This window comes from Cutibacterium sp. LaCa_286 (assembly GCF_057198075.1).
In genome coordinates, this window is sequence record NZ_CP191091.1 from 1,872,152 (window position 1) to 1,894,072 (window position 21,921).

Genomic DNA, 21,921 nt, shown 5'->3' on the forward strand with positions numbered 1-21,921 from the left:
GGCATCCGGTCCGGTCACGTCGGCGTCGGGAACGGACAGCCCCGTCACGAATTCCCTCACCTGCCCGCCTCCCCGGCCCCGCGGCCTGGATCCCGAGACAGTGGCAACGGTCTGTGCCTGGTACCGCACCAATGGCCGTGACCTGCCGTGGCGCCGGCCAGGAACCTCCCCGTGGGCAGTGCTCGTCAGTGAGGTGATGAGCCAGCAGACGCCGGTAGCCCGGGTGATCGGCCCGTGGACCGAGTGGATGCAGCGCTGGCCCACCCCGGACGACCTGGCCGAGGAGGAACCCGGTACCGCCGTGGCCGCCTGGGGGCGGCTGGGCTACCCGCGCCGGGCACTGCGGTTGCACGCCTGCGCGGTGGCCATCGCCACCCAGCACGACGGCCAGGTGCCGAGCAGTCACGACGAGCTGGTCGCTCTGCCCGGAATCGGCGACTACACGGCGGCAGCGGTCGTCTCGTTCGCCTTCGGGGGTCGGGCTGTGGTGTTGGACACCAATGTTCGTCGTCTCATCGCCCGAGCCGAATGCGGGATCGGCAACTGCCCCAGCTCGGTCACCAGAGCGGAGCGTGAGCTGGCGTCGGACTTGGTACCCGACGACGACCCAGCGCGATGGGCGGTGGCGTCGATGGAACTGGGGGCGCTGGTGTGCACGGCCCGCTCCCCGCGCTGCACCGAGTGCCCGATCGCCGATTCGTGTCGCTGGTTGGCCACAGGGCGTCCGGACAATGCCCCGACCCGTCGCGCCCAACCGTGGAAGGGCACCGACCGGCAGTGCCGCGGAGTGATCATGGACGTGGTGCGCAACTGCCCGGGTGGGGTGTCGGTGGAGACGGCTCTGTCGGCCTGGCCGCACCGGGACCAGGCCAAACACTGCCTCGACTGGCTCGTCGCCGACGGGCTGCTGCACCGCACGGACGACACCGTGCGATTGTGAGGGGACGACTCGCAGACCTCACGCCCAGTGCTGGGGAAAGATCACGTTCGTCAGCAATGAATGAATGCTGGGGCCAGATGTCACACAACATTTCCAAGGACAATCGGCCACCATGGGAGGAACCGAAGGATCCCCACTGGATCTTCCCACGATGACCCATCCACGAAATCGCCACTCTCATGGGAATCTTCATCTACGGGTTCTGCCCAGGCCAGGACAGTTTTCCCACCGCGTCCGCGGGGACGTTGCGCACGTCGATCTGATGGCTCGTACAGTTTCTGATCTTCACGGCGATCATGGCAATGGTCGTGGCTGGGAGGAACCGGAGGAAGAACTGACTCATGGCCCCCGCTCTCGCCGGCAACGCAGATCTGTTCCAGCGGCACTCTCCCGCGGAGCAGACCTGCTCGTGATCAAGTTCCAGAACTCCTGTGTCGGCACGACATGGAGGACGGCCGAGCCGCCCTGCCCGTGACGCTCCTGACGAACCGACACGATCACCGGCCAGGGGCACACCGGAGGCAGAACTCAATCATCAGACTTGTAGACTGCTGCCATGTTGTCCATCCGCGTGCTGCTGGCCGACGCACCCCTTGCACACCATGACACCGCAGGGCAAGGACCTGAGCATCATGTGTGATGTCCTCGACCTCATCGACGCCCAGGTCACCGACCAGGCTCGCCCCGTGATCCTCATGGACGGGCGTTCCGGAGCCGGCAAGACGACTCTGGCAACCCAGCTGGCTGCCCGGCATCCGGGCTGGCAGCTGGTTCATGCCGATGACATCTACCCCGGGTGGGCGGGGCTGTCCGGGGTGTGGGATCTCGCCAGCTTGTGGAGCCCCGAACCCAGCTACCTCAGCTGGGACTGGTACCAGATGCGTCACGGGTCACGAGTGCAGTTGGACGCGCACCTGCCCATGATCGTCGAGGGAGCCGGGGTGCTCACCCCCGCCAACCAGGCTCACGCGACGTTGGGCGTCTGGTGTGAGCTTGACGCGCCCACCCGTCGAGGCCGGGCACTGCGCCGCGATCCCAAGTTCCAGGCGTACTGGGCGATGTGGGCGGTTCAGGAGGGGCTGCACATCGCCCGCAACCGGCCGGCCGAACTCGCAGACCTCACCGTGGACTGCACTACGCAGGACGGTGAACCAGCTCGGTGATGCAGACCGATGGCCAAGCCAGTTCAGGAGGGTGACTGAGCGGGCGGCTGGCTGTGAGTGACGCGAGACCGACCCTCCCCACACCGCTCGACGTGGCAGTTCGCATCTCGAGCGACTCACACCAGCAGGTACTTCACCACGGCAATGGCGAGGAGCACCAACGTCAGTACTCCCATCCGCCGCCAGGTGGCAGGTCTGCTCCCCCGGGAGACGCGGTTGGCGTCGTCGAAGAAGATCCATCCCGAGGCCAGACCGGCCAGGAATCCGCCGACATGGGCCTGCCATGCGATCCCGGGGAAGAAGAATGCCAGGCCGAAGTTGAGGGCCAGCACCACCCACAGCGACTGGTTGGACATGCCCAGCTTGCGCTGGACCACCAGCAGCACACCGAACAGCCCGAAGATGGCCCCGGACGCACCGAGCACCCCCTGCCCCCAGTAGGGCAGGACGGTGCCATCACTACCCGGTGAGGCCATCGCGACGTAGACGACGCCACCAGCCAAGGCAGAGAGTGCGTAGGCAGCAACGTATCTGGCACGCCCGAGAAATATCTCCAGAGCCCGCCCGAGCGCCCACAGCGCATACATGTTGAACAGGATGTGGACGATCTCCGGGGCGTGGGCGAAGGCCGAGGTGACGAATCGCCACGGCTGGGTGGCTCCCAGCGCGGGAACCAGAATGATCTGGTCGACGAAGCCCGGGAACACGAGTTCTGCCAGCCACACGATCACACAGATCGCAATGATGGTGTAGGTGACGATCGGGGTCTGGGAGGTGGTGGATCGGGAGTGACGCCTCCGGCCGCGCGAGGTGGTCCGGGAGTGCCCTGATCGCGAGTCGCTCATCTGGGTGGCCTGGGGTGGGGGCCAGGCAGGATCGGGCTGCGACTGACCAGGCTGCGGAGAGTTGGCTCGTGGTTTCGCCTGCGGACGGCCATCAGAGCCACCACCCCACGGCTGGGCTCCCGATGGCGGAGGCGTCTGCCAGTCAGGACCGGAGCTGGCCGGGCCCTGTTCGAGACTCGTGTCGTCGGGCTGCCAGTTGGACGATCCGCCGGACTCGGGCTGGTAGGGGCTGGGATGGTCACTCATGGTTCTCCTGTGTCGGGCTGCCAGCCTCGAGGGTACCTAATCGGACGACGCCTTGAAATCGGCGAAGAAGGCGACGACGAGGGCTGCCAGACCCATCTCGATGGCAGGTACGAGCATGGACTGGCCGAATCCACGCGACAGATCCCCGTGGGTCGCCGCCAGACGCCAGTCCATGACGGCGGCGATGAGCGCTGAGCCAAGCACCGATCCCACCTGGCGGATGGCGTTGTTGACGCCCGATCCCGCTCCTGCGACGTCGAGGCGCAGGTCATGGGTGGTGGTCAAGGACACCGGACTCCACACGAACGACGTCCCTGCTCCCATGACGGCTCCAATGAGCGAGAACACCCACAGTGGTGTCGTCGGGGTCATGAGGAGGAACCACAACAGGGAGCAAGCGGTCACCGTCAGCGTCCCCACCAGACCGATTCGTCCGGATCTGCGACGCTGCAGGATGCGCCCGGCGAAGGGGGAGCAGATCGCGGTCGCCACGGCTGTCGTCGCGAGCAGCAGAGCGGCCTTGGTGGGGGTGAGCCCGCGGGCGGTCTGCAGGTACAGGGCAGTGACCAGTCCGAAGGACGACACATTGGCCCCGACGAAGAAGATGGCGGCGTTGCCCAGGGTGAAGTTGCGGTTGCGGAACAACCCCAGCGGGACCAGGGGCTGTGCGTCCCGGCGCTCCATGTGCCGTTCGTACCAGACGAACAACCCCAGGAACACCACGCCGAGGGCGATGAGCAGCGGCACCGAGATGATGCCGGTGATGACGCCCCAGTCGTAGGTCTGGCCTTCCTGGATGCCGAAGACGATGAGGCTCATGGCGATGCCCGACAGAACCATTCCCCACCAGTCGAGTTTCGCCGCGATACGCGGCATCACTGGCACACTGACCAGGGCACGCCACAGGCCGATCACTCCGATGGGCACGTTGACCAGGAAGATCCATTCCCAGCCCAGTCCGTCCACCAGCACGCCACCGAGGATGGGGCCGACGAAGCTGGCCACTCCGGCCACACCGCCCCACACGCCCATGGCAGCTCCGCGGATGCGCGGCGGGAAGAGCTGGGTGATGAGTGTCATGGACTGTGGGGCCATGAGCGCTGCACCAATCCCCTGGACGGCGCGGCAGGTGATGAGCATGCCGATGGTTCCGGACAGTCCGCAGGCCAGCGATGCAAGGGTGAAGATCGTCATACCGATGGCGTAGATGTTGCGGGTGCCGAATCGGTCGCCCAGTCGTCCGCTGATGAGCAGCGGGACGGCGTAGGTGAGCAGGTAGGCCGAGGTCACCCAGACCCCGCCGGTGAGGTCGGTATGCAGGTTGTGGATGATCGCGGGCATGGCAGTGGTGACGATGGTGGCGTCGACCAGGATCATGAAGAAACCGATGAGCAGGGCTCGCAGTGCCTGCCAGGCGCGTTTCTCGGTGACGACCTTGCCGTCGGCGTCCAGGGCCAGGTCGTGGTCTGGTACCGGGTCCTGTTCTGGTGCGGCATCCCGCAGGCCCGGCCCACGTCTCGAATCCCGAGTCGGCTCGGGACCCTGGATCCCATTCGGTTTCCGGGTCGGATCAGGGTTCTGGGCCGGATCGTGCTGCCGCCTCGGACCGCGCTCGGACGATGCGTCGGAGTCTCCCGGTCCCGGATGCCGGTTGAGATGTGTGGGGTCCGTTGCTGGGGACGGCTCGGATGGCAAGGGCACTCCTGGGGTGACGGTCAGATGGGCAGACTTCGGACGGCAAGCCGCTGAGCGGAATCGTACGTGTCATGTCCGTGCTGGAGCACGCGCGATCAAGGCAAGTCTAGAGCTTGGCCTCAAAAGCAGAGAGCCGTCACAACCTGGCGGCCACGCCCTTCAGGCTGACAGCCCGGATTGCGACATGCCGTGGTGAGCCACGACACTTCACCACGGTGCCGGCCCGGGGTGTCTGGATGGCTCGTCACCGTGGCCGGCTCACCGGCGTTGCGCAAGTGCCGAGGCGATCGACTCGGCGATCGTGGTGTCACGGAACTCGAATCCGTGATCGAGGAGTTTGGCGGGTTTGACGCGCTGGCCGGCGCAGATCGTCTCGTCGACGAGTTCGGGGCCGAGCACTGCCTTGGCGATCGGGGTCGGGAAGGGCACCACGGCTGGGCGGTGCAGCGCCTCGGCCAGGGCCTTGGTGAACTGCGCGTTGGTGGCCGGGGCGGGCCCGGTGAGGTTGACGGGTCCGGTGATGGTGTCGTCGGTGAGGATCTTCACCATGGCCGAGACGTGGTCGTCCAGGCTGATCCACGACAGGTACTGCCGGCCGTCACCGACCTTGCCGCCCAGCCCGAACTGGAACAGCGGCCGCTCCTTGCCGAGGAATCCACCGGAGGGGCTGATGACCTGCCCGGTGCGCAGCGTCGCCACGCGTACCCGCTGGGGTGCGGACGCGGCGGCCTCCTCCCAGCTGCGGCACACCTGTGCCAGGAATCCGGAACCGGACCTGTCGTCCTCGTAGAGCCACCGGTCACCGCAGTGTGCGCCGTAGAAGCCCACCGCCGAACCACTGAGGAAGATCCGGCAGCGCGATGACGACTCCAGGGCCTGCACGACGAGCCGGGTGGAGTTGACGCGGGAGGACACGAGCGTGTCCTTGTAGTCGTCGGTCCACCGCGAACCGGCGATCGGGGCACCAGCCAGGTTGACGACGGCGTCGACGTCGTCGAGGTACGGCGGATCGATGGACAGACTGCTCGGGTCCCAGCGACGGTCGGAAGGCTGGCTGGGTTCGTGGCGAGTCAGGGTGACGACGTCATGGCCTTCCTCACGCAGCCGGGTGGCCAGTGCTGCTCCGATGAGACCGGTGGACCCTCCGATGGCTACTCGCATGTTTCCAGCCTAGGTGGCAAAGGCGAGCATCACGAGAATGTGATCGTGTCCAGAAGCAGCTGAGCGTGAACATGGCAGGTGCGTGTCCTCACCACTCGTCGATCTGCTGCACGGGTCTGGAAGGCATTCCCCGGCTCCTACGCGCCTGCGCCGAGCCGTCTCCCGACATGTGCCGACGTCCTCGCTTGCAACCCGCTTGCCGTCGATCACCCCAGTGGCGTTGACGCATCCCCCATGAGCAGACCGTGACGTGAATGGGCAGACGTGACGTGGGATCCGAGTCAATGCGGACAGTGGGCGGGGATGTTCGTTGCAGCAGGGCATCCCTCTGGAGGCACGGGATAGGGGGAGGCACTGGGTAGGGTCGGTGACGATTCCACGGCACGGCACCTGGCCTGACCCGTCGAGTTTCGACCGCCCGGTGCCGCCGCGGCCTCGATCGTGCACATACCGTCAGGAGGTTCGTCATGGCCCTCATCAGTCATGCCCAGGGGTGGGTTCGTACCATCATCGACGGTCTCAACCGCCCCTTTCCGTGGGGTGCCGCCCATCATTCCTCGGGGCCGGACGACGTCGACGTCACCCCGTGGCTGCTGCATCCGGCTTTCCATGGTTGTCTGGACTGGCACTCCTCGGCGCACATGCAGTGGTCCGGCGTCACCTTGTTGGCCTGTGCAGCCCAGAGGATTGAATCTGCCACCCGCAACGAACTGGTCGACGTGCTCAATGACCGGCTCACCGTCGCCAACGCCCAGGTGGAGAAGGATTATCTGCGCACCCATCGCGGATTTGAGCGTCCCTACGGCTGGGGATGGGCGGCGCTGCTGGCTGCCCAGTGCGAGGTGGCCCGGCCCGCTGAAACGCGACACGTGGTTGCCGCCACGGGGGCGCCGTCCACCAGTGATGGATCAAGCCAGCGCTCCTGCGCCTCGGCCACCACATTCACCACCGCACTCGCGAGAGCCGCCGAGCCCCAGCAAACCAGCGAATCACCGGAAGTGAGCACACTTCCTGAGGCAGCAGGTTGGGCCGAGGCCACCGGGATCGTCGCGAAGCAGGTGTTCGAGAACCTCCTGGCCTGGTTGCCAACCCTCACCGTGCCAGTACGCACCGGCACCCACGACAACACGGCCTTCGGCATCGGGCTGTGCCTGGACGCGGCACGAGTTCTGGGGCGCACCGACGTCGTCGCCGCAATCGTCGAGCACTCCCACCGCTTCTTCGACGCCGACCACACCTATCCGGTGGAGTGGGAGCCCAGTGGCCACGACTTCCTCTCCGCCGGGTTGAGCGAGGCCCATCTCATGGCCCGGGTGTTCCAAGTCGAGGGACGAGACGAGGAGTTCGGGGGCTGGTTGTCGGCGTTCCTGCCACGTCTGGGACAGGCCGGCGACACCCTCCTGACCGTTCCCGAGGTGATCGACGGCACCGACGGCAGGTTGGCGCACCTGTATGGGTTGAGTCTGTCGCGGGCCTGGCAACTGCGGGCCCTGGCGCCGTGGCTCGACGAGGACGTCCGGCGCCGCATCGCCCAGGTCACGGCTCGACAGGTGAGCGCGGTGGAGCCCCAGATCAGTGACGGGGACTTCATGGCCACCCACTGGCTGGTGTCGTTCGCGGTGCAGGCGGAGTTGGCGTCAAGCAAGTACTGACTGTTTAGGCAATGCTTCAAAAGTGATCGGTTCAAGATCACAGGTGACATTGATATCACCTGGCAACTCATACAAACCAATCTTTTTGGCCGCAAACTGATATACCCGAGCCAGTACGTAATTTTGGGGTTGCTCACGAGAAACCCGAACTTCATTGCGGCTTACAATCATCGGCCAGTTGATATCGCGTCGTGTTGTTTTGACCTCAATGTGCCGCTCATGCTCATGAAGATCGTAAGATTTAATATCGTACCCTAAACCATCACCTTTGGTTTGACTCACATGCTCTACCAGATCTGCAAGATCAGCACGACCCCCTTCACGAAGACGGGTACGTTCCCGTTCGAGCACTGCGAGCTCTCCAGCCACACCTAGCGAGGTATTTGCAGCCTCGAGTGCGACGTAATCGGTGTGAACACCACCTTGACGATGCGCCATGCCCCCGTACTCAACTAGAACCCGATCGGGCATTTTTGATGTTGTCCATGCAATGTCCATCCGCTCGGTAGCTTGAGCGGATACAGACGTCTGCATCAGGTTAAGTAGAACCTTATTGGAGTCAGCATACAACTGTTTGCGTATCTCATCAGCGAGTGAGTGCTGAAAATTACCACGTGGCTTATAACCTTTGATATAGAGGCAGTGCATATCACGCAAGATCGCGCTAATATTAGCGAATTTAAGTTCATAAGCACCTCGGCTACGGCCAAACATCTCCATCAGCTTTTGGCGCTGATGAGATTTTACATATGGCTGGCCAGCCAATTCCTGAGCCAGCATGTCTAGATATGCAGCCACCGTGGCGGCGTTTTCTTCAGCCGTCCAGGCATCTCGTCTCGCCATAGTGCCCAGGATACTGATCGCGTCTCATCCCAAGACACCAGTGGTCCCGCCCCCGCCAGGGACGGGACCACCAAGCATGTTCGAGTGGGCTCAACCCTCCTGCTGATCACCCTCACCGCCGCTACCGGCGGTCAGCTCCTCAGGTACCTGGTCGGGAGCGACCGAACGGTCCGTGCCGGCAAAGGTGAACGGCTCCTCCGAACCCTCCGGGGCAGCATCGACCACGACGATCTGACCAGACTTGACCTCCCCGAAGAGGATGCGTTCGGCCAGCGGGTCCTCGACGTCACGCTGAATGGCGCGACGCAGCGGTCGAGCGCCCAACAGCGGATCGAAGCCACGCTTGGCCAGGAGCTCCTTGGCGGCCGAGGTCACCTCGATACCGATCGAGCGGTCGGCGAGTCGTCCCTCCAACTGGCCGATCATGAGATCGACGATGCGCAGGATGTCGTCCTGGCCAAGCTGGTGGAAGACGATGATCTCGTCCAGACGGTTGAGGAACTCCGGGCGGAAGTGGCTCTTGAGCTCCTCGCTCACCTTGGACTTCATCTTCTCGTAGCTGGCCACCTCGTCGTCGGCTCGGGAGAACCCGAGATTGACGGTCTTGGAGATGTCACGCGACCCAAGGTTCGTCGTCATGACGATGACGGTGTTCTTGAAGTCGACCACACGCCCCTGGGCGTCGGTGAGACGTCCCTCGTCGAGGATCTGCAACAGGGAGTTGAAGATGTCGGGATGGGCCTTCTCGATCTCGTCGAAGAGGATGACGCTGAACGGCTTGCGGCGCACCTTCTCGGTGAGCTGACCGCCCTCCTCGTAACCGACGAATCCGGGCGGGGAGCCGAACATCCGCGATGCGGTGTGCTTCTCGGAGTACTCACTCATGTCCAGGGTGATGAGGGCGTCCTCGTCACCGAAGAGGAACTCGGTGAGTGCCTTGGTGAGCTCGGTCTTGCCTACGCCCGACGGGCCAGCGAAAATGAACGACCCCGCTGGGCGCTTCGGGTCCTTGAGCCCGGCCCGGGTACGCCGGATCGACCTGGCCAAGGCCTTGACGGCGTCCTCCTGGCCGACGTAACGTTTGCCGATCTCGTCCTCCATGTGGAGCAGACGCTGGGACTCCTCCTCGGTGAGCTTGAACACCGGGATACCGGTGGCGCCGGAGAGCACCTCGGCGATCTCCTCCTCACCGACGACGGCCGGCACGGCGGAGTCGCCCTGCTTCCACTCCTCCTCCTTGGCCTCACGCTCGGCGCTCAGCTTCTTCTCGTCGTCGCGCAGTGCAGCGGCACGCTCGAAGTCCTGGGCGTCGATCGCCGCCTCCTTCTCGGTGCGCACCTCGGCCAGACGGTCGTCGAACTCACGCAGGTCCGGCGGGGCCGTCATGCGACGGATGCGCATCCGGGCACCGGCCTCGTCGATGAGGTCGATCGCCTTGTCGGGCAGGTATCGATCCTGCACGTACCGGGCAGCCAAGTTGGCGGCGGCGGTGATGGCCTCATCGGTGATGGTGATCTTGTGGTGATTCTCGTAGCGATCCCGCAGACCCTTGAGGATCTCGATCGCCAACGGGATGGACGGCTCAGCCACCTGGATCGGCTGGAAGCGGCGCTCCAGGGCGGCGTCCTTCTCGATGTACTTGCGGTACTCGTCGAGGGTAGTGGCACCGACGGTCTGCAGCTCACCGCGAGCCAACATCGGCTTGAGGATGCTGGCGGCGTCGATGGCACCCTCGGCGGCACCGGCACCGACGAGATTGTGGATCTCGTCGATGAACAGGATGATGTCGCCGCGGTTGTTGATCTCCTTGAGCACCTTCTTCATGCGCTCCTCGAAGTCGCCGCGGTAACGCGACCCGGCAACCATGGAGCCCAGGTCCAGGGAGTAGATCTGCTTGTCGCGCAGGGTCTCGGGCACGTCTCCACGCACGATGGCCTGGGCAAGACCCTCCACGCAGGCGGACTTGCCCACACCTGGTTCACCAATGAGCACCGGATTGTTCTTGGTACGACGGCTGAGCACGACCATGACGCGCTCGATCTCCTTCTCACGGCCGATGACCGGGTCCAGCTTGCCTTCCCTGGCCTGTTGGGTGAGGTTGCGTCCGAACTGGTCGAGCACGGTGGCCGGCGACTGCGACGGGCCAGCCTCCGGGGCGCCTGCCGTCGCGGCCTGCTTGCCATCGTCGCCCTGCAACAGCTGCAGGACGGTGTTGCGCACCGTGTTGAGGTCGGCGCCGAGCCGGATGAGCACCTGGGCGGCGACGCCCTCACCCTCCCGGATGAGGCCGAGCAGCAGATGCTCGGTGCCGATATAGGAGTGGTTCATCTGGAGCGCCTCACGCAGGCTGAGCTCCAACACCTTCTTGGCACGCGGGGTGAAGGGGATGTGACCGGTGGGGGTCGTCGTGCCACGGCCGATGATTTCCTCGACCTGGGCGCGCACCGCCTCCAGCGAGATCCCCAGCGAGGTGAGGGCCTTGGCGGCGACGCCTTCCCCCTCACTCACCAGTCCGAGCAGCAGATGCTCGGTGCCTATGTAATTGTGGTTCAGTGCCTTGGCCTCGTCCTGGGCCAGGACGACGACCCGACGCGCCCGGTCTGAGAACCGTTCAAACATGAAGTCTCCTTGCAATGGGACAAGACCCTCCACAGGAGAGAATCTCTATCAACATCAGTCTAGACAGCGACGAAAAAGGTGCAGCAATTCCCGTTGTTCGCCTCTGGGTGAGGTTGTGATTCACACCTGACCACATGTCCTCGGAAATTTCTTGGCAGAAGCCTTCCGAAGAACACCCGAAAACAGCGACGACGTCCCCATCACGTGGGACGTCGTCCTCGACACGCACACGTTCTGCGCGAATCGGTGTGAAGGATCGCTCAGTGAGCCGCCGCGTAGGCCTCCCGAACCTCATTGGAGACGCGCCCGCGATCGGACACCTCCATACCCTGCTGGCGTGCCCAGCGGCGAATGTCATTGGCTGAGGGCCCTCCGACAGCGGCGGCACGACGTCCGCGCGAATGGCGCCCGCCAGTACGACGCGCAGACTTGGTCCACTTGGCGAGGGTCTCACGAAGTTCTGCCGCATTCTCGGTGGAAAGATCGATGACATAGCTCACCCCGTCAAGAGCGAATTCCACTGATTCCTCTGCAGCAGAACCATCGATGTCGTCAACGAGGTCAACACGAACGCGCTGAGCCATAATCCATCCTTCCAGAAAAACCTGCGAGGCAGTCGTGCCTCTTTCACATATAGGATAGAGATATCTTCTCGGCGCTTTCAAGTTGTGCGCAGCAAATTTGGTCTCCCTACCCCTCACACAGTATGAGTCGATCCGATGTTGCTCCGATGAATGAGCTGAGGCAGGCTTGACGGGTGGAATGCCGCACCGCCAAAACATCGAACAGCAAAACGAGTTGCGCATCATCTGGCAACTCAACTGATGTGCTCGTGAGCATTGGCCGCATGAGTGCCATCCATGCAGACGTCAGTTCTTGCAGGAACAGCCGGGGAACCGCTGACGGCGGCAGTGTCGACACCCCATCGACTCGTGCACCCCGCCGCCGCGTCCACCTCGACCTGGGTCCCGATCATCCAAGTCAGGCAGGTTTGGTGACGATCTCGTGCTGCACCTGCCAGGATTCCAGAAGCCAGCACGACGATCGAATCGCTGCCGGGAGGATGCACATCGGCCACCTTCATCGCGGGGTCGAGAAACTCTTCGAGGTCCGCGACTACCGGCAGATCCCCATGCTGGCATCGCGACACGACTGGCACGCTCCCTTCATCGGGGAAGCAGGAGCCGCCATGGCAATTGAGAAAGCCCTGGGCATTGATGCACCACCTCGGGCAATGCATGTGCGCACCATTCTCATCGAGTTCTCTCGGATGACGAGTCATCTGGCATTCCTCAGCTGGCTCCCTTGGCGCGTCGCAGATTTTTCGCACAGTGGACGAGTACACCACCTACTCGATACTGCACATGACCTCTGGGAGGGCTTCTGCGGCAATCGCATCCACCCGATGACGTGCAGAATTGGTGGAACGGCCCATGACGTCACCCCTGTCTTCGCAGCTTCCCTGAATACCTGGTGTATGCATGCAGCTGCACTGTCCGACGAACTACGCTCCCTGCTGGATGGTCCCGCCGGTGCATGCACGCGCGGGGTGGCGGTGATTCCTGCCGACGCCGTGGCCCCGTTCGGCCTGTCGGGCCCTGTGGCCCGGGCAAGCGGCGTGCCGATGGATCTGCGCTGCCCGAACGCGGCGAGGAGACGCACATCCCGATCCGAGACCACGACATCGTGGCGGACAGAGGATTCCCGGGACGCCCCGAGACATCTGGCCTATGACCAGGTGAACTTCCCGGTGGTGGATGCCCCCACAGAGGGGGATGCCCACAGCCGGCTGTCGTGGCTGTGCGCCGAGGTGCGCCAGTCCGCGGATCTGGTCACGACATTGCTGCAGAGCCTCCCGGATGGAGAGCTGGCGACACGACTGCCAACGACGCTCAAGGTACCGGCGGGGCGCGTCTGGTCGCGGCTGGAGGCCCCGTGGGGACGGGCCGGCTATCTGCTCGACTCTCGCGGCACCACGTCGCCGTGGCGCCTGGCCCTGCGTACCCCAACCTTCGCCAATGTCCAGGTGCTGGAACACCTGCTGCCCACGCTCAGCGTCGAACAGCTGGAACCGGCAGTCGCCTCCCTGGGATGGACGCTGGGCGACCTCGACAAGTAGTGGACAGAGAAGGCCCCCGGAGGATCTCCGGGGGCCTTGAACGCTCTCAGTGTGCGGTAACGGCCATCACGCCTGGCGACGCTCAGCCAACTCGTCCTCATCCAGGTTTGGGAACGCGACACGGGACAGGTCGACGATCGTCGAATCATTGCTCGCGGTCCAGATGTCACCAGCCGTGGGAACCCCGGCATCAGTGACGGTACGGGCGTGGGAGCCCTCGAAGGCCTTGGCCATCTCGGTGTCGAGCTGGGTCTCCAGGGCGACGATCCGTTCCTGCAGCTCGCGGACACGCTTGTTGCCCTCGGCAACCTTGTACTGCAGAGCGGCCTTGTCACCACGCAGGGTCATCATCTCGTTCTCAGCCCGATCGAGCTTGGAGCGGGTGGTCGCCAAGGTCTCGGAAAGAGCGCCGACACGCTGGGCAAAGGTGTCGATCATCTCCATGGACTCCGCGTGGTGACGTCGTTCCATCTCCGCGCTCTGGTGACGCATGTCACGCAGCTCGACGAAGTGCGCCTCGCGCAGGCTGTTGACCTCACGCAGGGCGAGATCCGTGGACACCCATGCCGCGGCGAGGGCGATGAGCGTTCCGACGCGAGCCATCCACACCGATGGGAACACCGCGCACGCCACCGCAACGACAGTTGCCACGATCAGGAGGATGAGCACATTACGGCGTTCCGGCGTCGCGCTCTTACCTCTCTTGGACTCTACCTTTTTCTGCACACCACTCACGTGTACCATCGTACAGGGTTTTTCTCGTATGAACAGAGCGACTTCCATTGCCTGAAGCTTGCATTCAGGCATCCTTCCCGTCCGGATCCCTCGGCACCCGGCAGGCCTTCTCCAGCTGCCAACCCGACACGCTGAGCAGGGCACACACGACGACCGTCACCGATCCCATGACGACCCGCTGGCGTGGCGAGGGAATGTCCAGATGCGCAATGTTCGCCAGGACGTAGACGATGCTGGCCCCACCCAGGGCTGCCCCGGTGAGCACGAGTGCCTTGCCCAGGGCCAGACTGACCAGTCCCTCGGTGGGTGAGACCTCTCGTTTCTCGTCGGCAACCTTGGCTGCCAACAGACGGGAGTCGACCCACACCGCCACCGCGATGACGGCCAGGATGATCGGTGTACTCATGGGAAGCACCGGCACGATCGAGTCCGTCACGGTGTAGATGCTCAACACGAACCATCCCAGCACTGCGCCGCTGAGCACCGCGACCCACACCTGCCGGCTGGTGGTGGGGGTGAGGTTGCCGTGCGGCGGCGGGGTCTCGTGGTGATCGGGCCAGTTCTGGGGAAGTTCACGGGTCATGGCAGCGTGACTTTCTCGTCGGTACGAACAACTCCCGAGACGTCCATCTGGTCGACGATCCGGCACACTGGGCCATGACCGACGAGACTAGCCTGCGGGTCGACCTCCAACCATGGCACCAGCACGAAGGCACGTTCGTGGGCACGCGGATGCGGCACCGTGAGTGTGGCGGTGTCGATGACCTCGTCCGAGATGGCGACGATGTCGACATCGATGGTGCGCGGTCCGCCGTCGATGGTACGCACCCGGCCCAGCTCCTGTTCGACGGCATTCGCCCGCTCCAGCAGCCGTTGCGGTGTCACATCGGTCTCGACGACGAGGACGAGATTGTGGAAGTCCGGCTGATCGATGACCGGACCCACCGGGGTCGTGCGGTACACCGAGGAGACGTTGACGCCGTCCACCCCGGCAGTGGCGACGAGCAGGTCGACGGCCTGCTGCAGGATCTGCACGCAATCGCCATGCACGGAATCGGCCACGTTGGAGCCAAGGCTGAGCACCACCTGGCGTCGCACGGATCCGAGCCGGGGCGAGCCACCAGTCGAATCGGTGCCTGCTGCGTCGGAGACGTCTGGTCTCGTACCTCGCGGCTCTGCCGTCGGTTCTGGGGCGAGGTGGCCAGAACGGCCTGCGTCGGGATCGGTCAATGCGGGATCGGTCACGGTCCTCATCGCCTCCTTCGAATCGTCACGGCCACATCGTCCACGACGACACCGACCGGCGCGTGGGGTTTGTGAACCGTCACCGTCACCTCGTCGAGCAGGTCATGACGCGTCAGACAGTCATCGGCGATGCGTCCGGCGAGGGTCTCGATGAGATTGACAGGTTCGCCCTCGATGACCGCAATCACCCGGGTGGCCACCTCGGCGTAGTTGACGGTACGGGCCAGGTCGTCGCTGGTGGTGTCGATCGGCAGGTGCAGGTCGAGGTCGACGACGAAGGGCTGCGGGTGTGCACGCTCGCTCGCGAGCACCCCGTGGCGTCCCGTTGCCACGATCCCGCGTACCGTGATGTGTCCGTCATCGGTCATGGGCACGAGGTTACCGCGAGTGAGCCATCCACCAGCCCGACGTCGTGAGGTGTGTCAGAGGCTGAATGATTTCCAGCCGGGCTGGTAGCTGACATGTGCGAGGCCCGCGGAGCCTTGTCAGATGAGGTGCTTGCCCCGTCCACGATCTGATGGCACCGTGTCCGCACGGTTGCTTGGCCAATGCCCGCGCCCCGAGACCTCAGCACGTGCTGGCTCAGAGCTCGTTTGCTCCAGGGGCGGCTTGTGGTTCGAGAATCTTTGCGACCGTCTCGCAGGTGTCTCGGTTGGCCCGCACCTCATGGGTACGCACAGCCCAGGCCCGGTGCAGGGCGCAGTGGGCCGTGATCGCGGCAGTGGCCGCGTCACGTTCCTGGGCAGGGCGCAGCTGGTCACCGTGGGCCAGCAGGGTGCCGAGGAACCGTTTGCGGCTCACCCCCCACAACACCCGCAGATCGGCAAAGGCTTGCTGAACCCGGTCTGCGTGACGCACCAGTTCCCAGTTCTGTTCCCCTGTCTTGGCGAAGCCGATACCCGGGTCGACGATGATCCGTTCCCTCGCGACGCCTGCCGCCACGGCTGCATCCACCCGGGCGCTGAGCTCGGTGATGACGTCTTCGACGGGGTCGTCGTAGTGAACATGCGACTGCATCGTCGCTGACTGGCCACGCCAGTGCATGAGGACGTAGTCGACGCCGGTTGAGGCGACGACGTCGAGGATGCGTGGATCCGCCAGACCACCGGAGACGTCATTGATGATGGTGGCCCCGGCATCGATGGCTTCCTGGGCGACTCGGGAACGCATGGTGTCCACCGAGATGGACAGTGGACGATCCGGATCCCACTCACCGGCCACGTGTGAATCGGTTCCCTGCAAGCCCTCCCGTGGGGCTCCATCCCGATTCGCCAGGGCTCTGACGACGGGAACCACTCGGGCGATCTCGTCGGCCTCACTGGTGCGCTCGGCGCCAGGGCGAGTGGACTCCCCACCGATGTCGAGGATGTCTGCACCCTGGGCAAGCAGATCCCAAGAATGACGAATGGCAACCTTCGGATCGGCCCACAGCCCTCCATCGGAGAAGGAATCCGGGGTGACGTTCACCACACCCATGACAAGGGTACGAGCAGGGTGTGGATTGGTGGCAGTGGGATCAATGGTCAGCACGATTCTTCAGTCTAGAGCGATTTTCCCCGGGCGGTTTCCACAGTGGCGAAGATCGGATTGACATCATGCACGATGCGCTGTTTAGTAGTGCCGTCTTTGCAGCATGCACCCCTGCACCGTCACGTCAGCCTCATTTGAAGGAGACCGTCATGTCGTGGATCAAGAAGGCTGGCATTGCAGCCATCGCAGCTGTGGCTGCCGTGGCCCCCATGGCCACCACCCATCAGCGTGCTGACGCCATCCCGGGGTACTGCAACTATCAGCTGCGCGACGACAACCTCGTCCTCGGGTACTGCAGCGGCAAATCCGGGCAGTTCCGCATGCACCTCGACTGCTCCCTCATGCCCGACCCCACGAGCCGTTGGTACAACGTCGAGGAGATCGGCTCGATCCGGTGCGGGTTCGGGGCCAAGCCGCGCAACGTGTACTTCGACCGTCGCTGAGCCTCTCAGCGGGAGATCATCGCTTTTCAGCTTTTCAAGCGGTGATGAGTCCCATCGCCTCGGCCCGAGTGGCAGGGTTCTTCATGATCCCGCGCACCGCAGAGGTGATCGTCCGGGCACCTGACTTGCGGATGCCGCGCAGTGTCATGCACATGTGCTCGCACTCGACGACGACCATCACCCCACGGGCGTCCAGACACGCCATCATGGCATCGGCCACTTGGGTGGTGAGCCGCTCCTGCACCTGTGGACGGCGGGCGTAGACGTCGACCAGCCGGGCGATCTTGCTCAACCCGGTGACCCGGCCGTTTCGGGCGGGGATGTAGGCCACGTGTGCCACACCGATGAAGGGCAGTAGATGGTGCTCGCAGAACGAGTGCACCTCGATGTCGCGCACGAGCACCATCTCGTCATGCGACATGTCGAAGGTGGTGGCCAGGATCTCGGCGGGATCCTGGCCCATCCCGCTGAACAGTTCGCCAGCCGCCTTCGCCACTCTGGCCGGAGTCTCGCGCAACCCGTCTCGATCCGGGTCCTCACCGATGGCCAGCAGGAACTCACGCACTGCAGCCTGGGCCCGGACGACGTCGACACGGAACTCTGGGGTGGACTCGCTCACCCGATCAATCCTAGGCCACCGACCAGGCGCGCACCGGAGGATCACCCATGGCTGGAGCAGGCACCGCACCTAGGGGCAGGCACGTGCATGCGCACGTCACCACTTCCGCCACGAGGGCCCTGGCCCCACTCACCGTCCGCAAGTCGGTGGGCACGGTGACCAACACGGTTCCCAACCCCTTGGCACCACTCACCGTCCGGAGTGGTGTCAGGACGATCCACTGGTGGGGTCACCGACGAGGGAAGACGCCACTCAGCGCTCAGGGGGTGGTGTTCCCCGGCGTCCCCTCTGGGCCGTCCCAGGACGGGGGGCGCCAGTCGTGCGGTGGTTCCCAATCACTTGGATCCTCCTGCCCACTGGGGGGCTGCGGAGCCGATCCGGGGGATGTCGGACTGTGCGGGCCGGGGTTGGGAGGCAGTTCGCTGTGTCGCGGCCCCGGCGTCACCGGGGCGTCGTCGTCGACTCCCTCGACGGCAGGCGGGGTGACGGGAGGCTGGTCGGAGGGAATGCGTCGGTCCGATCCGGTGAACGCCCCACGCTCGGGCCACTTCTTGAGCGGTTTGAAGATCTCCTCGACCTCCTGCTTGCCCAACGTCTCCTTGCGGAACAGCTGACGCACCAGTTCGTCGAGCACCTCACGGTTGGCGATGAGGCAGTCGAAGGCCTCCTGATGGGCGTTCTCCAGCAGCTCTCGCACCTCGTCGTCGACGATCTTGGCAGTGACATCGGAGTAGTCACGTTGCTGACCGGCCGTCATGCCCAGAAATGGCTCGGAATCCCCCGAGCCCAACTGGACGGTGCCGATCGCGGCCGACAGACCGTACTGGGTCACCATGGCACGAGCCACCTTGGTGGCCTTCTCGATGTCGTTGGAGGCACCGGTCGACGGGTCGTGGAAGATGAGCTCCTCGGCTGCGCGTCCGCCCATCATGTAGGCCATGGAGTCGAGCAGCTCGCCACGAGTCTGGGAGTACTTGTCGGCATCGGGCATGACCATCGTGTAGCCCAGGGCACGTCCGCGCGGCAGGATGGTGATCTTCTGCACCGGATCGGTACCCGGCATCGCGGCAGCGACCAGGGCGTGCCCGCCCTCGTGGTAGGCGGTGACGAGACGTTCGTGCTCGTTCATGATCCGCGTCTTCTTCTGCGGACCGGCGATGACGCGATCGATGGCCTCGTCGAGCTCGGCATTGCCGATCACCGGCAGGTTCTCCCGGGCGGTGAGCAGGGCGGCCTCGTTGAGCACATTGGCCAGATCGGCACCCGTCATGCCCGGGGTACGGCGAGCGATCGAGGTGAGGTCGACGTCATTGGCCATCGGCTTGCCCTTGGCATGCACCTGCAGGATCTTGAGACGACCCTCCATGTCGGGGGCCTCCACGGCGATCTGACGATCGAATCGCCCCGGACGCAGCAGGGCCGGGTCGAGGACATCGGGCCGGTTGGTGGCGGCAATGAGGATGACGTTGGTGTTGACATCGAATCCGTCCATCTCGACGAGCAGCTGGTTGAGGGTCTGCTCACGCTCGTCGTGGCCACCGCCCATGCCGGCACCACGGTGGCGTCCCACCGCGTCGATCTCGTCGATGAAGATGATGGCCGGTGAGGCCTCCTTGGCCTGCTCGAAGAGGTCTCGCACGCGCGAGGCTCCCACGCCGACGAACATCTCGACGAAGTCCGAGCCGGAGATGGAGAAGAACGGCACCCCGGCCTCACCGGCAACTGCCCTTGCCAGCAGGGTCTTGCCGGTACCGGGTGGGCCATAGAGCAACACGCCCTTGGGCACCTTGGCGCCAACCCTGCGGAACTTGTCGGACTCGGCGAGGAACTCGCGGATCTCCTGCAGCTCCTCGATGGCCTCCTGACAGCCGGCAACATCGGCAAAGGTCGTCTTGGGGGTGTCCTTGGCACCCACCTTGGCCTTCGACTTGCCGAATCCCATGACGCCGCCGCGACCGCCCATACCCTGGGCAGCGTTGATCATCCAGATGAACAGGGCGAGGATGATGAGGAACGGCACGACGTTGATGAGCAGTGACTTCCACACGCTCGGGCCGGGGTTCTCACCCTTCCACTCGTCGACCGTCTTGTCCGCGACGCGCTCGTCGAGCTTCTTGATGAGCTCCTGGCTCTGGTCACCGACCCAGTAGGAGCGATACTGCTTGTCGTTCTTGTCGGTGATCCTGATGATCTGGTCGCCGTCGGTCAGGGTGACCTGCTTGAGCTTGGTGTTGCCGTTGATCATGCTCACGGCCTGCGAGGTCGGGATCTCCTCGTAACTGTGCTGGGACCCCACCAATTGCGACACGACGATGACCGCCACGATCGTCAGCAGGACCCAGGGCACCGGGCTGCGCAGGAAACGATGCGAACTTTTCATGAGCACCTACAGGTATCGGAGAGAATACGCCCGGCCACGATACCAGCGCAGCCAAACCGGACCACAGTGTGAGTCCGCCGGCGGTCCAGAGGGTGACGCGGAATCAGGAGTAGACGTGCGGGGCCAGGGTGGCGACGTCGGTGAGATTGCGGTAGTGGCCGGCGTAGTCCAATCCGTACCCGACGACGAACTCGTTGGGAATGTCGAAGCCGACGTACTTGACGTCCACCGACGAGGTGAGGGCAGGCGGCTTGCGGAACATCGCCATGACCTCAAGCGAATTGGGATCACGGGAGCTGAGGTTCTGCAGCAGATAGCTCAGCGTCAGTCCGGTGTCGATGATGTCCTCGACGATGAGGACGTCCTTGCCCTCGATGGACCCGGAAAGATCCTTGAGGATACGCACGACACCGCTGGAGGTGGTGCCCACCCCGTAGGAGGACACTGCCATCCAGTCCATCGTCATGTGACTGTTCATGGACCGGCACAGGTCTGCCAACGTCATGACGGCACCGTTGAGCACCCCGACGAGGACGACCTCGCGGTCCTGGTAGTCGGCATCGATCTGGGCGGCCAGTTCGACCACTCGCTGATGCACCTGCTCCTCGGTGTAGAGGACTTCCTTGATGTCTGAACCCAAGTCTGCTGCGCGCACGGGATCACCTTATCGTTCTCGCGGCGTCCTCACGAGCTCGCCAGCCAGACCAGCTCGCCATGTTCCTTGCGCACGGCTCCACCGGGAAGGTCCACTCGCGCGCCTCCCGGGCCATCCACCAGGCCAAGCACTGCCTGCACGTGTACCCGCAACGGGTGCACGTCACGATGCTCCAACCACGCCTTGACGACGCGGCCTGCCAGTCCACCCGGCAACGCGTGGAGCTTCGACACGGGAAGGTTCGCCTCGATGCACGCTCCCCGGGGAAACTGCTCCACGTGCGACTGCTGCTCGTGAGAGGTTCCGCCGCCGGCAAACCACCATGTCACCACCTGGTTCAAGGCCTCGTCGTCGGAGGCGAGCAGCTCGGCACTGCGAGCGAGATTGACGATCGCCCCTTCCCCCAGCACATGAGCGAGCTGCCCCATGAGTTCGGTGCGCACCCGGGAGCGCAGGAAGCTCGGGTCGGCATTCTGGGGGTCGTGCCAAGGCGCCACCTGCCACTCGCGGCAGGCCTGCACGGTCGTGGCACGACGCACCCCGAGCAGCGGATGCCAGAACCGGCCAGATCTGGGACGCATACCCGACAACGACCTGGCCCCCGATCCTCTGGCCAGCCCGAGCAGCACTGTCTCGGCCTGGTCGTCAAGGGTGTGGCCAAGCAGCACGGGGCCACCACCGGCATGCTGCAGCAGGGCGGCTCGCCGGGCAGCACGGGCAGCAGCCTCCGGGCCGTTCGGATCACCGGGGTCGACGTGCACTGTCACGATGACGGCTGGCACGTCGTGACCGGCAAGTTGGGCGCGAGCCTGCTGGGCGACCTCGTGTGAGCCGTCCTGCAGCTGATGGTCGACGATCACCGCCCGCACCGAGGTGCCCGTACGTTGCCCGGCCCAGGCTGCGCCTAGTGCCAGCGCCAGGGAGTCCGGCCCACCCGAGCAGCCGACCGTGGCCTCCGGCACGCCGGTGAGAGCGTCTCGCAACGCCTGAGCCACCTGCAGACTTGCCAGGCCGAGTGCCTTGCGTGCCAT

20 protein-coding genes are annotated in these 21,921 nt (G+C 64.5%); 5 read left to right on the forward strand and 15 right to left on the reverse strand.

Features of this window, described 5'->3' with window-relative positions:
• Window positions 1-85: 85 nt before the first annotated feature.
• Entirely contained in the window at window positions 86-940 is an 855-nt protein-coding gene (locus ACP8JZ_RS08155; RefSeq protein WP_484482828.1) for an HhH-GPD family protein, read from the forward strand.
• Between the two features lie 632 nt (window positions 941-1,572).
• Window positions 1,573-2,103 (forward strand): nucleoside/nucleotide kinase family protein, encoded by a 531-nt coding sequence (locus ACP8JZ_RS08160; RefSeq protein WP_323457094.1) that lies wholly within the window; start codon window positions 1,573-1,575, stop codon window positions 2,101-2,103.
• A gap of 116 nt (window positions 2,104-2,219) precedes the next feature.
• On the opposite strand, the gene ACP8JZ_RS08165 is transcribed toward ACP8JZ_RS08160, so the two are convergent.
• The 3 genes from ACP8JZ_RS08165 to ACP8JZ_RS08175 all read right to left on the reverse strand — a co-directional run bounded on the left by ACP8JZ_RS08165 (window position 2,220) and on the right by ACP8JZ_RS08175 (window position 6,050).
• Window positions 2,220-3,194, reverse strand: a complete 975-nt coding sequence (locus ACP8JZ_RS08165) for a rhomboid family intramembrane serine protease (RefSeq protein ID WP_484482387.1) — start codon at window positions 3,192-3,194, stop codon at window positions 2,220-2,222.
• A 36-nt stretch (window positions 3,195-3,230) separates the two neighbouring features.
• The gene (locus ACP8JZ_RS08170; RefSeq protein ID WP_484482829.1) at window positions 3,231-4,697 is read right to left on the reverse strand and encodes an MDR family MFS transporter; all 1,467 of its coding nucleotides are present in this window, start codon (window positions 4,695-4,697) and stop codon (window positions 3,231-3,233) included.
• A gap of 450 nt (window positions 4,698-5,147) precedes the next feature.
• Window positions 5,148-6,050: a TIGR01777 family oxidoreductase gene (locus tag ACP8JZ_RS08175; protein ID WP_306517792.1), complete on the reverse strand. Its 903-nt coding sequence runs from the start codon at window positions 6,048-6,050 to the stop codon at window positions 5,148-5,150.
• A 467-nt stretch (window positions 6,051-6,517) separates the two neighbouring features.
• Here ACP8JZ_RS08175 and ACP8JZ_RS08180 point away from each other — a divergent pair, with 467 nt between their 5' ends.
• Entirely contained in the window at window positions 6,518-7,702 is a 1,185-nt protein-coding gene (locus ACP8JZ_RS08180) for a DUF2891 family protein (protein WP_484482388.1), read from the forward strand.
• Here ACP8JZ_RS08180 and ACP8JZ_RS08185 read toward each other — a convergent pair.
• From ACP8JZ_RS08185 to ACP8JZ_RS08195, 3 genes are all read right to left on the reverse strand, one after another.
• Window positions 7,688-8,545 carry a protein NO VEIN domain-containing protein gene (locus tag ACP8JZ_RS08185; protein ID WP_323464388.1) on the reverse strand — a complete coding sequence of 286 codons (858 nt, stop codon included), beginning with the start codon at window positions 8,543-8,545 and terminating at the stop codon, window positions 7,688-7,690. The genes ACP8JZ_RS08180 and ACP8JZ_RS08185 overlap by 15 nt on opposite strands.
• Before the next feature lie 90 nt (window positions 8,546-8,635).
• A complete protein-coding gene (locus tag ACP8JZ_RS08190; protein WP_021104061.1) occupies window positions 8,636-11,164 on the reverse strand; it encodes an ATP-dependent Clp protease ATP-binding subunit in 2,529 nt (842 codons plus the stop codon).
• 260 nt (window positions 11,165-11,424) lie between these two features.
• Window positions 11,425-11,748 (reverse strand): histone-like nucleoid-structuring protein Lsr2, encoded by a 324-nt coding sequence (locus ACP8JZ_RS08195; RefSeq protein WP_021104060.1) that lies wholly within the window; start codon window positions 11,746-11,748, stop codon window positions 11,425-11,427.
• A gap of 263 nt (window positions 11,749-12,011) precedes the next feature.
• Here ACP8JZ_RS08195 and ACP8JZ_RS08200 point away from each other — a divergent pair, with 263 nt between their 5' ends.
• A complete protein-coding gene (locus ACP8JZ_RS08200; RefSeq protein ID WP_462676458.1) occupies window positions 12,012-13,283 on the forward strand; it encodes an NADH-quinone oxidoreductase subunit D-related protein in 1,272 nt (423 codons plus the stop codon).
• Window positions 13,284-13,349: 66 nt separating this feature from the next.
• On the opposite strand, the gene ACP8JZ_RS08205 is transcribed toward ACP8JZ_RS08200, so the two are convergent.
• The 5 genes from ACP8JZ_RS08205 to folP form a co-directional block, all read right to left on the reverse strand.
• Window positions 13,350-14,027 carry a cell division topological specificity factor MinE gene (locus tag ACP8JZ_RS08205; RefSeq protein WP_036902819.1) on the reverse strand — a complete coding sequence of 226 codons (678 nt, stop codon included), beginning with the start codon at window positions 14,025-14,027 and terminating at the stop codon, window positions 13,350-13,352.
• A 55-nt stretch (window positions 14,028-14,082) separates the two neighbouring features.
• Window positions 14,083-14,601 (reverse strand): DUF3180 domain-containing protein, encoded by a 519-nt coding sequence (locus tag ACP8JZ_RS08210; protein WP_323457089.1) that lies wholly within the window; start codon window positions 14,599-14,601, stop codon window positions 14,083-14,085.
• Window positions 14,598-15,272 (reverse strand): 2-amino-4-hydroxy-6-hydroxymethyldihydropteridine diphosphokinase, encoded by a 675-nt coding sequence (gene folK, locus ACP8JZ_RS08215; RefSeq protein ID WP_323457088.1) that lies wholly within the window; start codon window positions 15,270-15,272, stop codon window positions 14,598-14,600. Before folK ends, ACP8JZ_RS08210 begins: the two co-directional genes overlap by 4 nt.
• Complete coding sequence (gene folB, locus ACP8JZ_RS08220; protein ID WP_036956994.1) at window positions 15,269-15,631, reverse strand: dihydroneopterin aldolase; 363 nt, start codon at window positions 15,629-15,631, stop codon at window positions 15,269-15,271. The genes folK and folB overlap by 4 nt, the downstream gene beginning before the upstream one ends.
• Window positions 15,632-15,845: 214 nt before the next feature.
• Window positions 15,846-16,739 carry a dihydropteroate synthase gene (gene folP / locus ACP8JZ_RS08225; protein WP_484482830.1) on the reverse strand — a complete coding sequence of 298 codons (894 nt, stop codon included), beginning with the start codon at window positions 16,737-16,739 and terminating at the stop codon, window positions 15,846-15,848.
• Window positions 16,740-16,942: 203 nt separating this feature from the next.
• Between folP and ACP8JZ_RS08230 the strand changes: the two genes are divergently transcribed.
• Window positions 16,943-17,236, forward strand: a complete 294-nt coding sequence (locus ACP8JZ_RS08230; protein WP_023034484.1) for a hypothetical protein — start codon at window positions 16,943-16,945, stop codon at window positions 17,234-17,236.
• A gap of 34 nt (window positions 17,237-17,270) precedes the next feature.
• Here ACP8JZ_RS08230 and folE read toward each other — a convergent pair whose 3' ends face one another.
• From folE to tilS, 4 genes are all read right to left on the reverse strand, one after another.
• Window positions 17,271-17,855 (reverse strand): GTP cyclohydrolase I FolE, encoded by a 585-nt coding sequence (gene folE / locus ACP8JZ_RS08235; RefSeq protein ID WP_484482389.1) that lies wholly within the window; start codon window positions 17,853-17,855, stop codon window positions 17,271-17,273.
• A gap of 259 nt (window positions 17,856-18,114) precedes the next feature.
• A complete protein-coding gene (gene ftsH / locus ACP8JZ_RS08240; RefSeq protein ID WP_484482390.1) occupies window positions 18,115-20,235 on the reverse strand; it encodes an ATP-dependent zinc metalloprotease FtsH in 2,121 nt (706 codons plus the stop codon).
• A 103-nt stretch (window positions 20,236-20,338) separates the two neighbouring features.
• Window positions 20,339-20,890, reverse strand: a complete 552-nt coding sequence (gene hpt / locus ACP8JZ_RS08245) for a hypoxanthine phosphoribosyltransferase (RefSeq protein WP_021104046.1) — start codon at window positions 20,888-20,890, stop codon at window positions 20,339-20,341.
• A 29-nt stretch (window positions 20,891-20,919) separates the two neighbouring features.
• Window positions 20,920-21,921 carry a tRNA lysidine(34) synthetase TilS gene (gene tilS / locus ACP8JZ_RS08250; protein WP_306517800.1) on the reverse strand — a complete coding sequence of 334 codons (1,002 nt, stop codon included), beginning with the start codon at window positions 21,919-21,921 and terminating at the stop codon, window positions 20,920-20,922.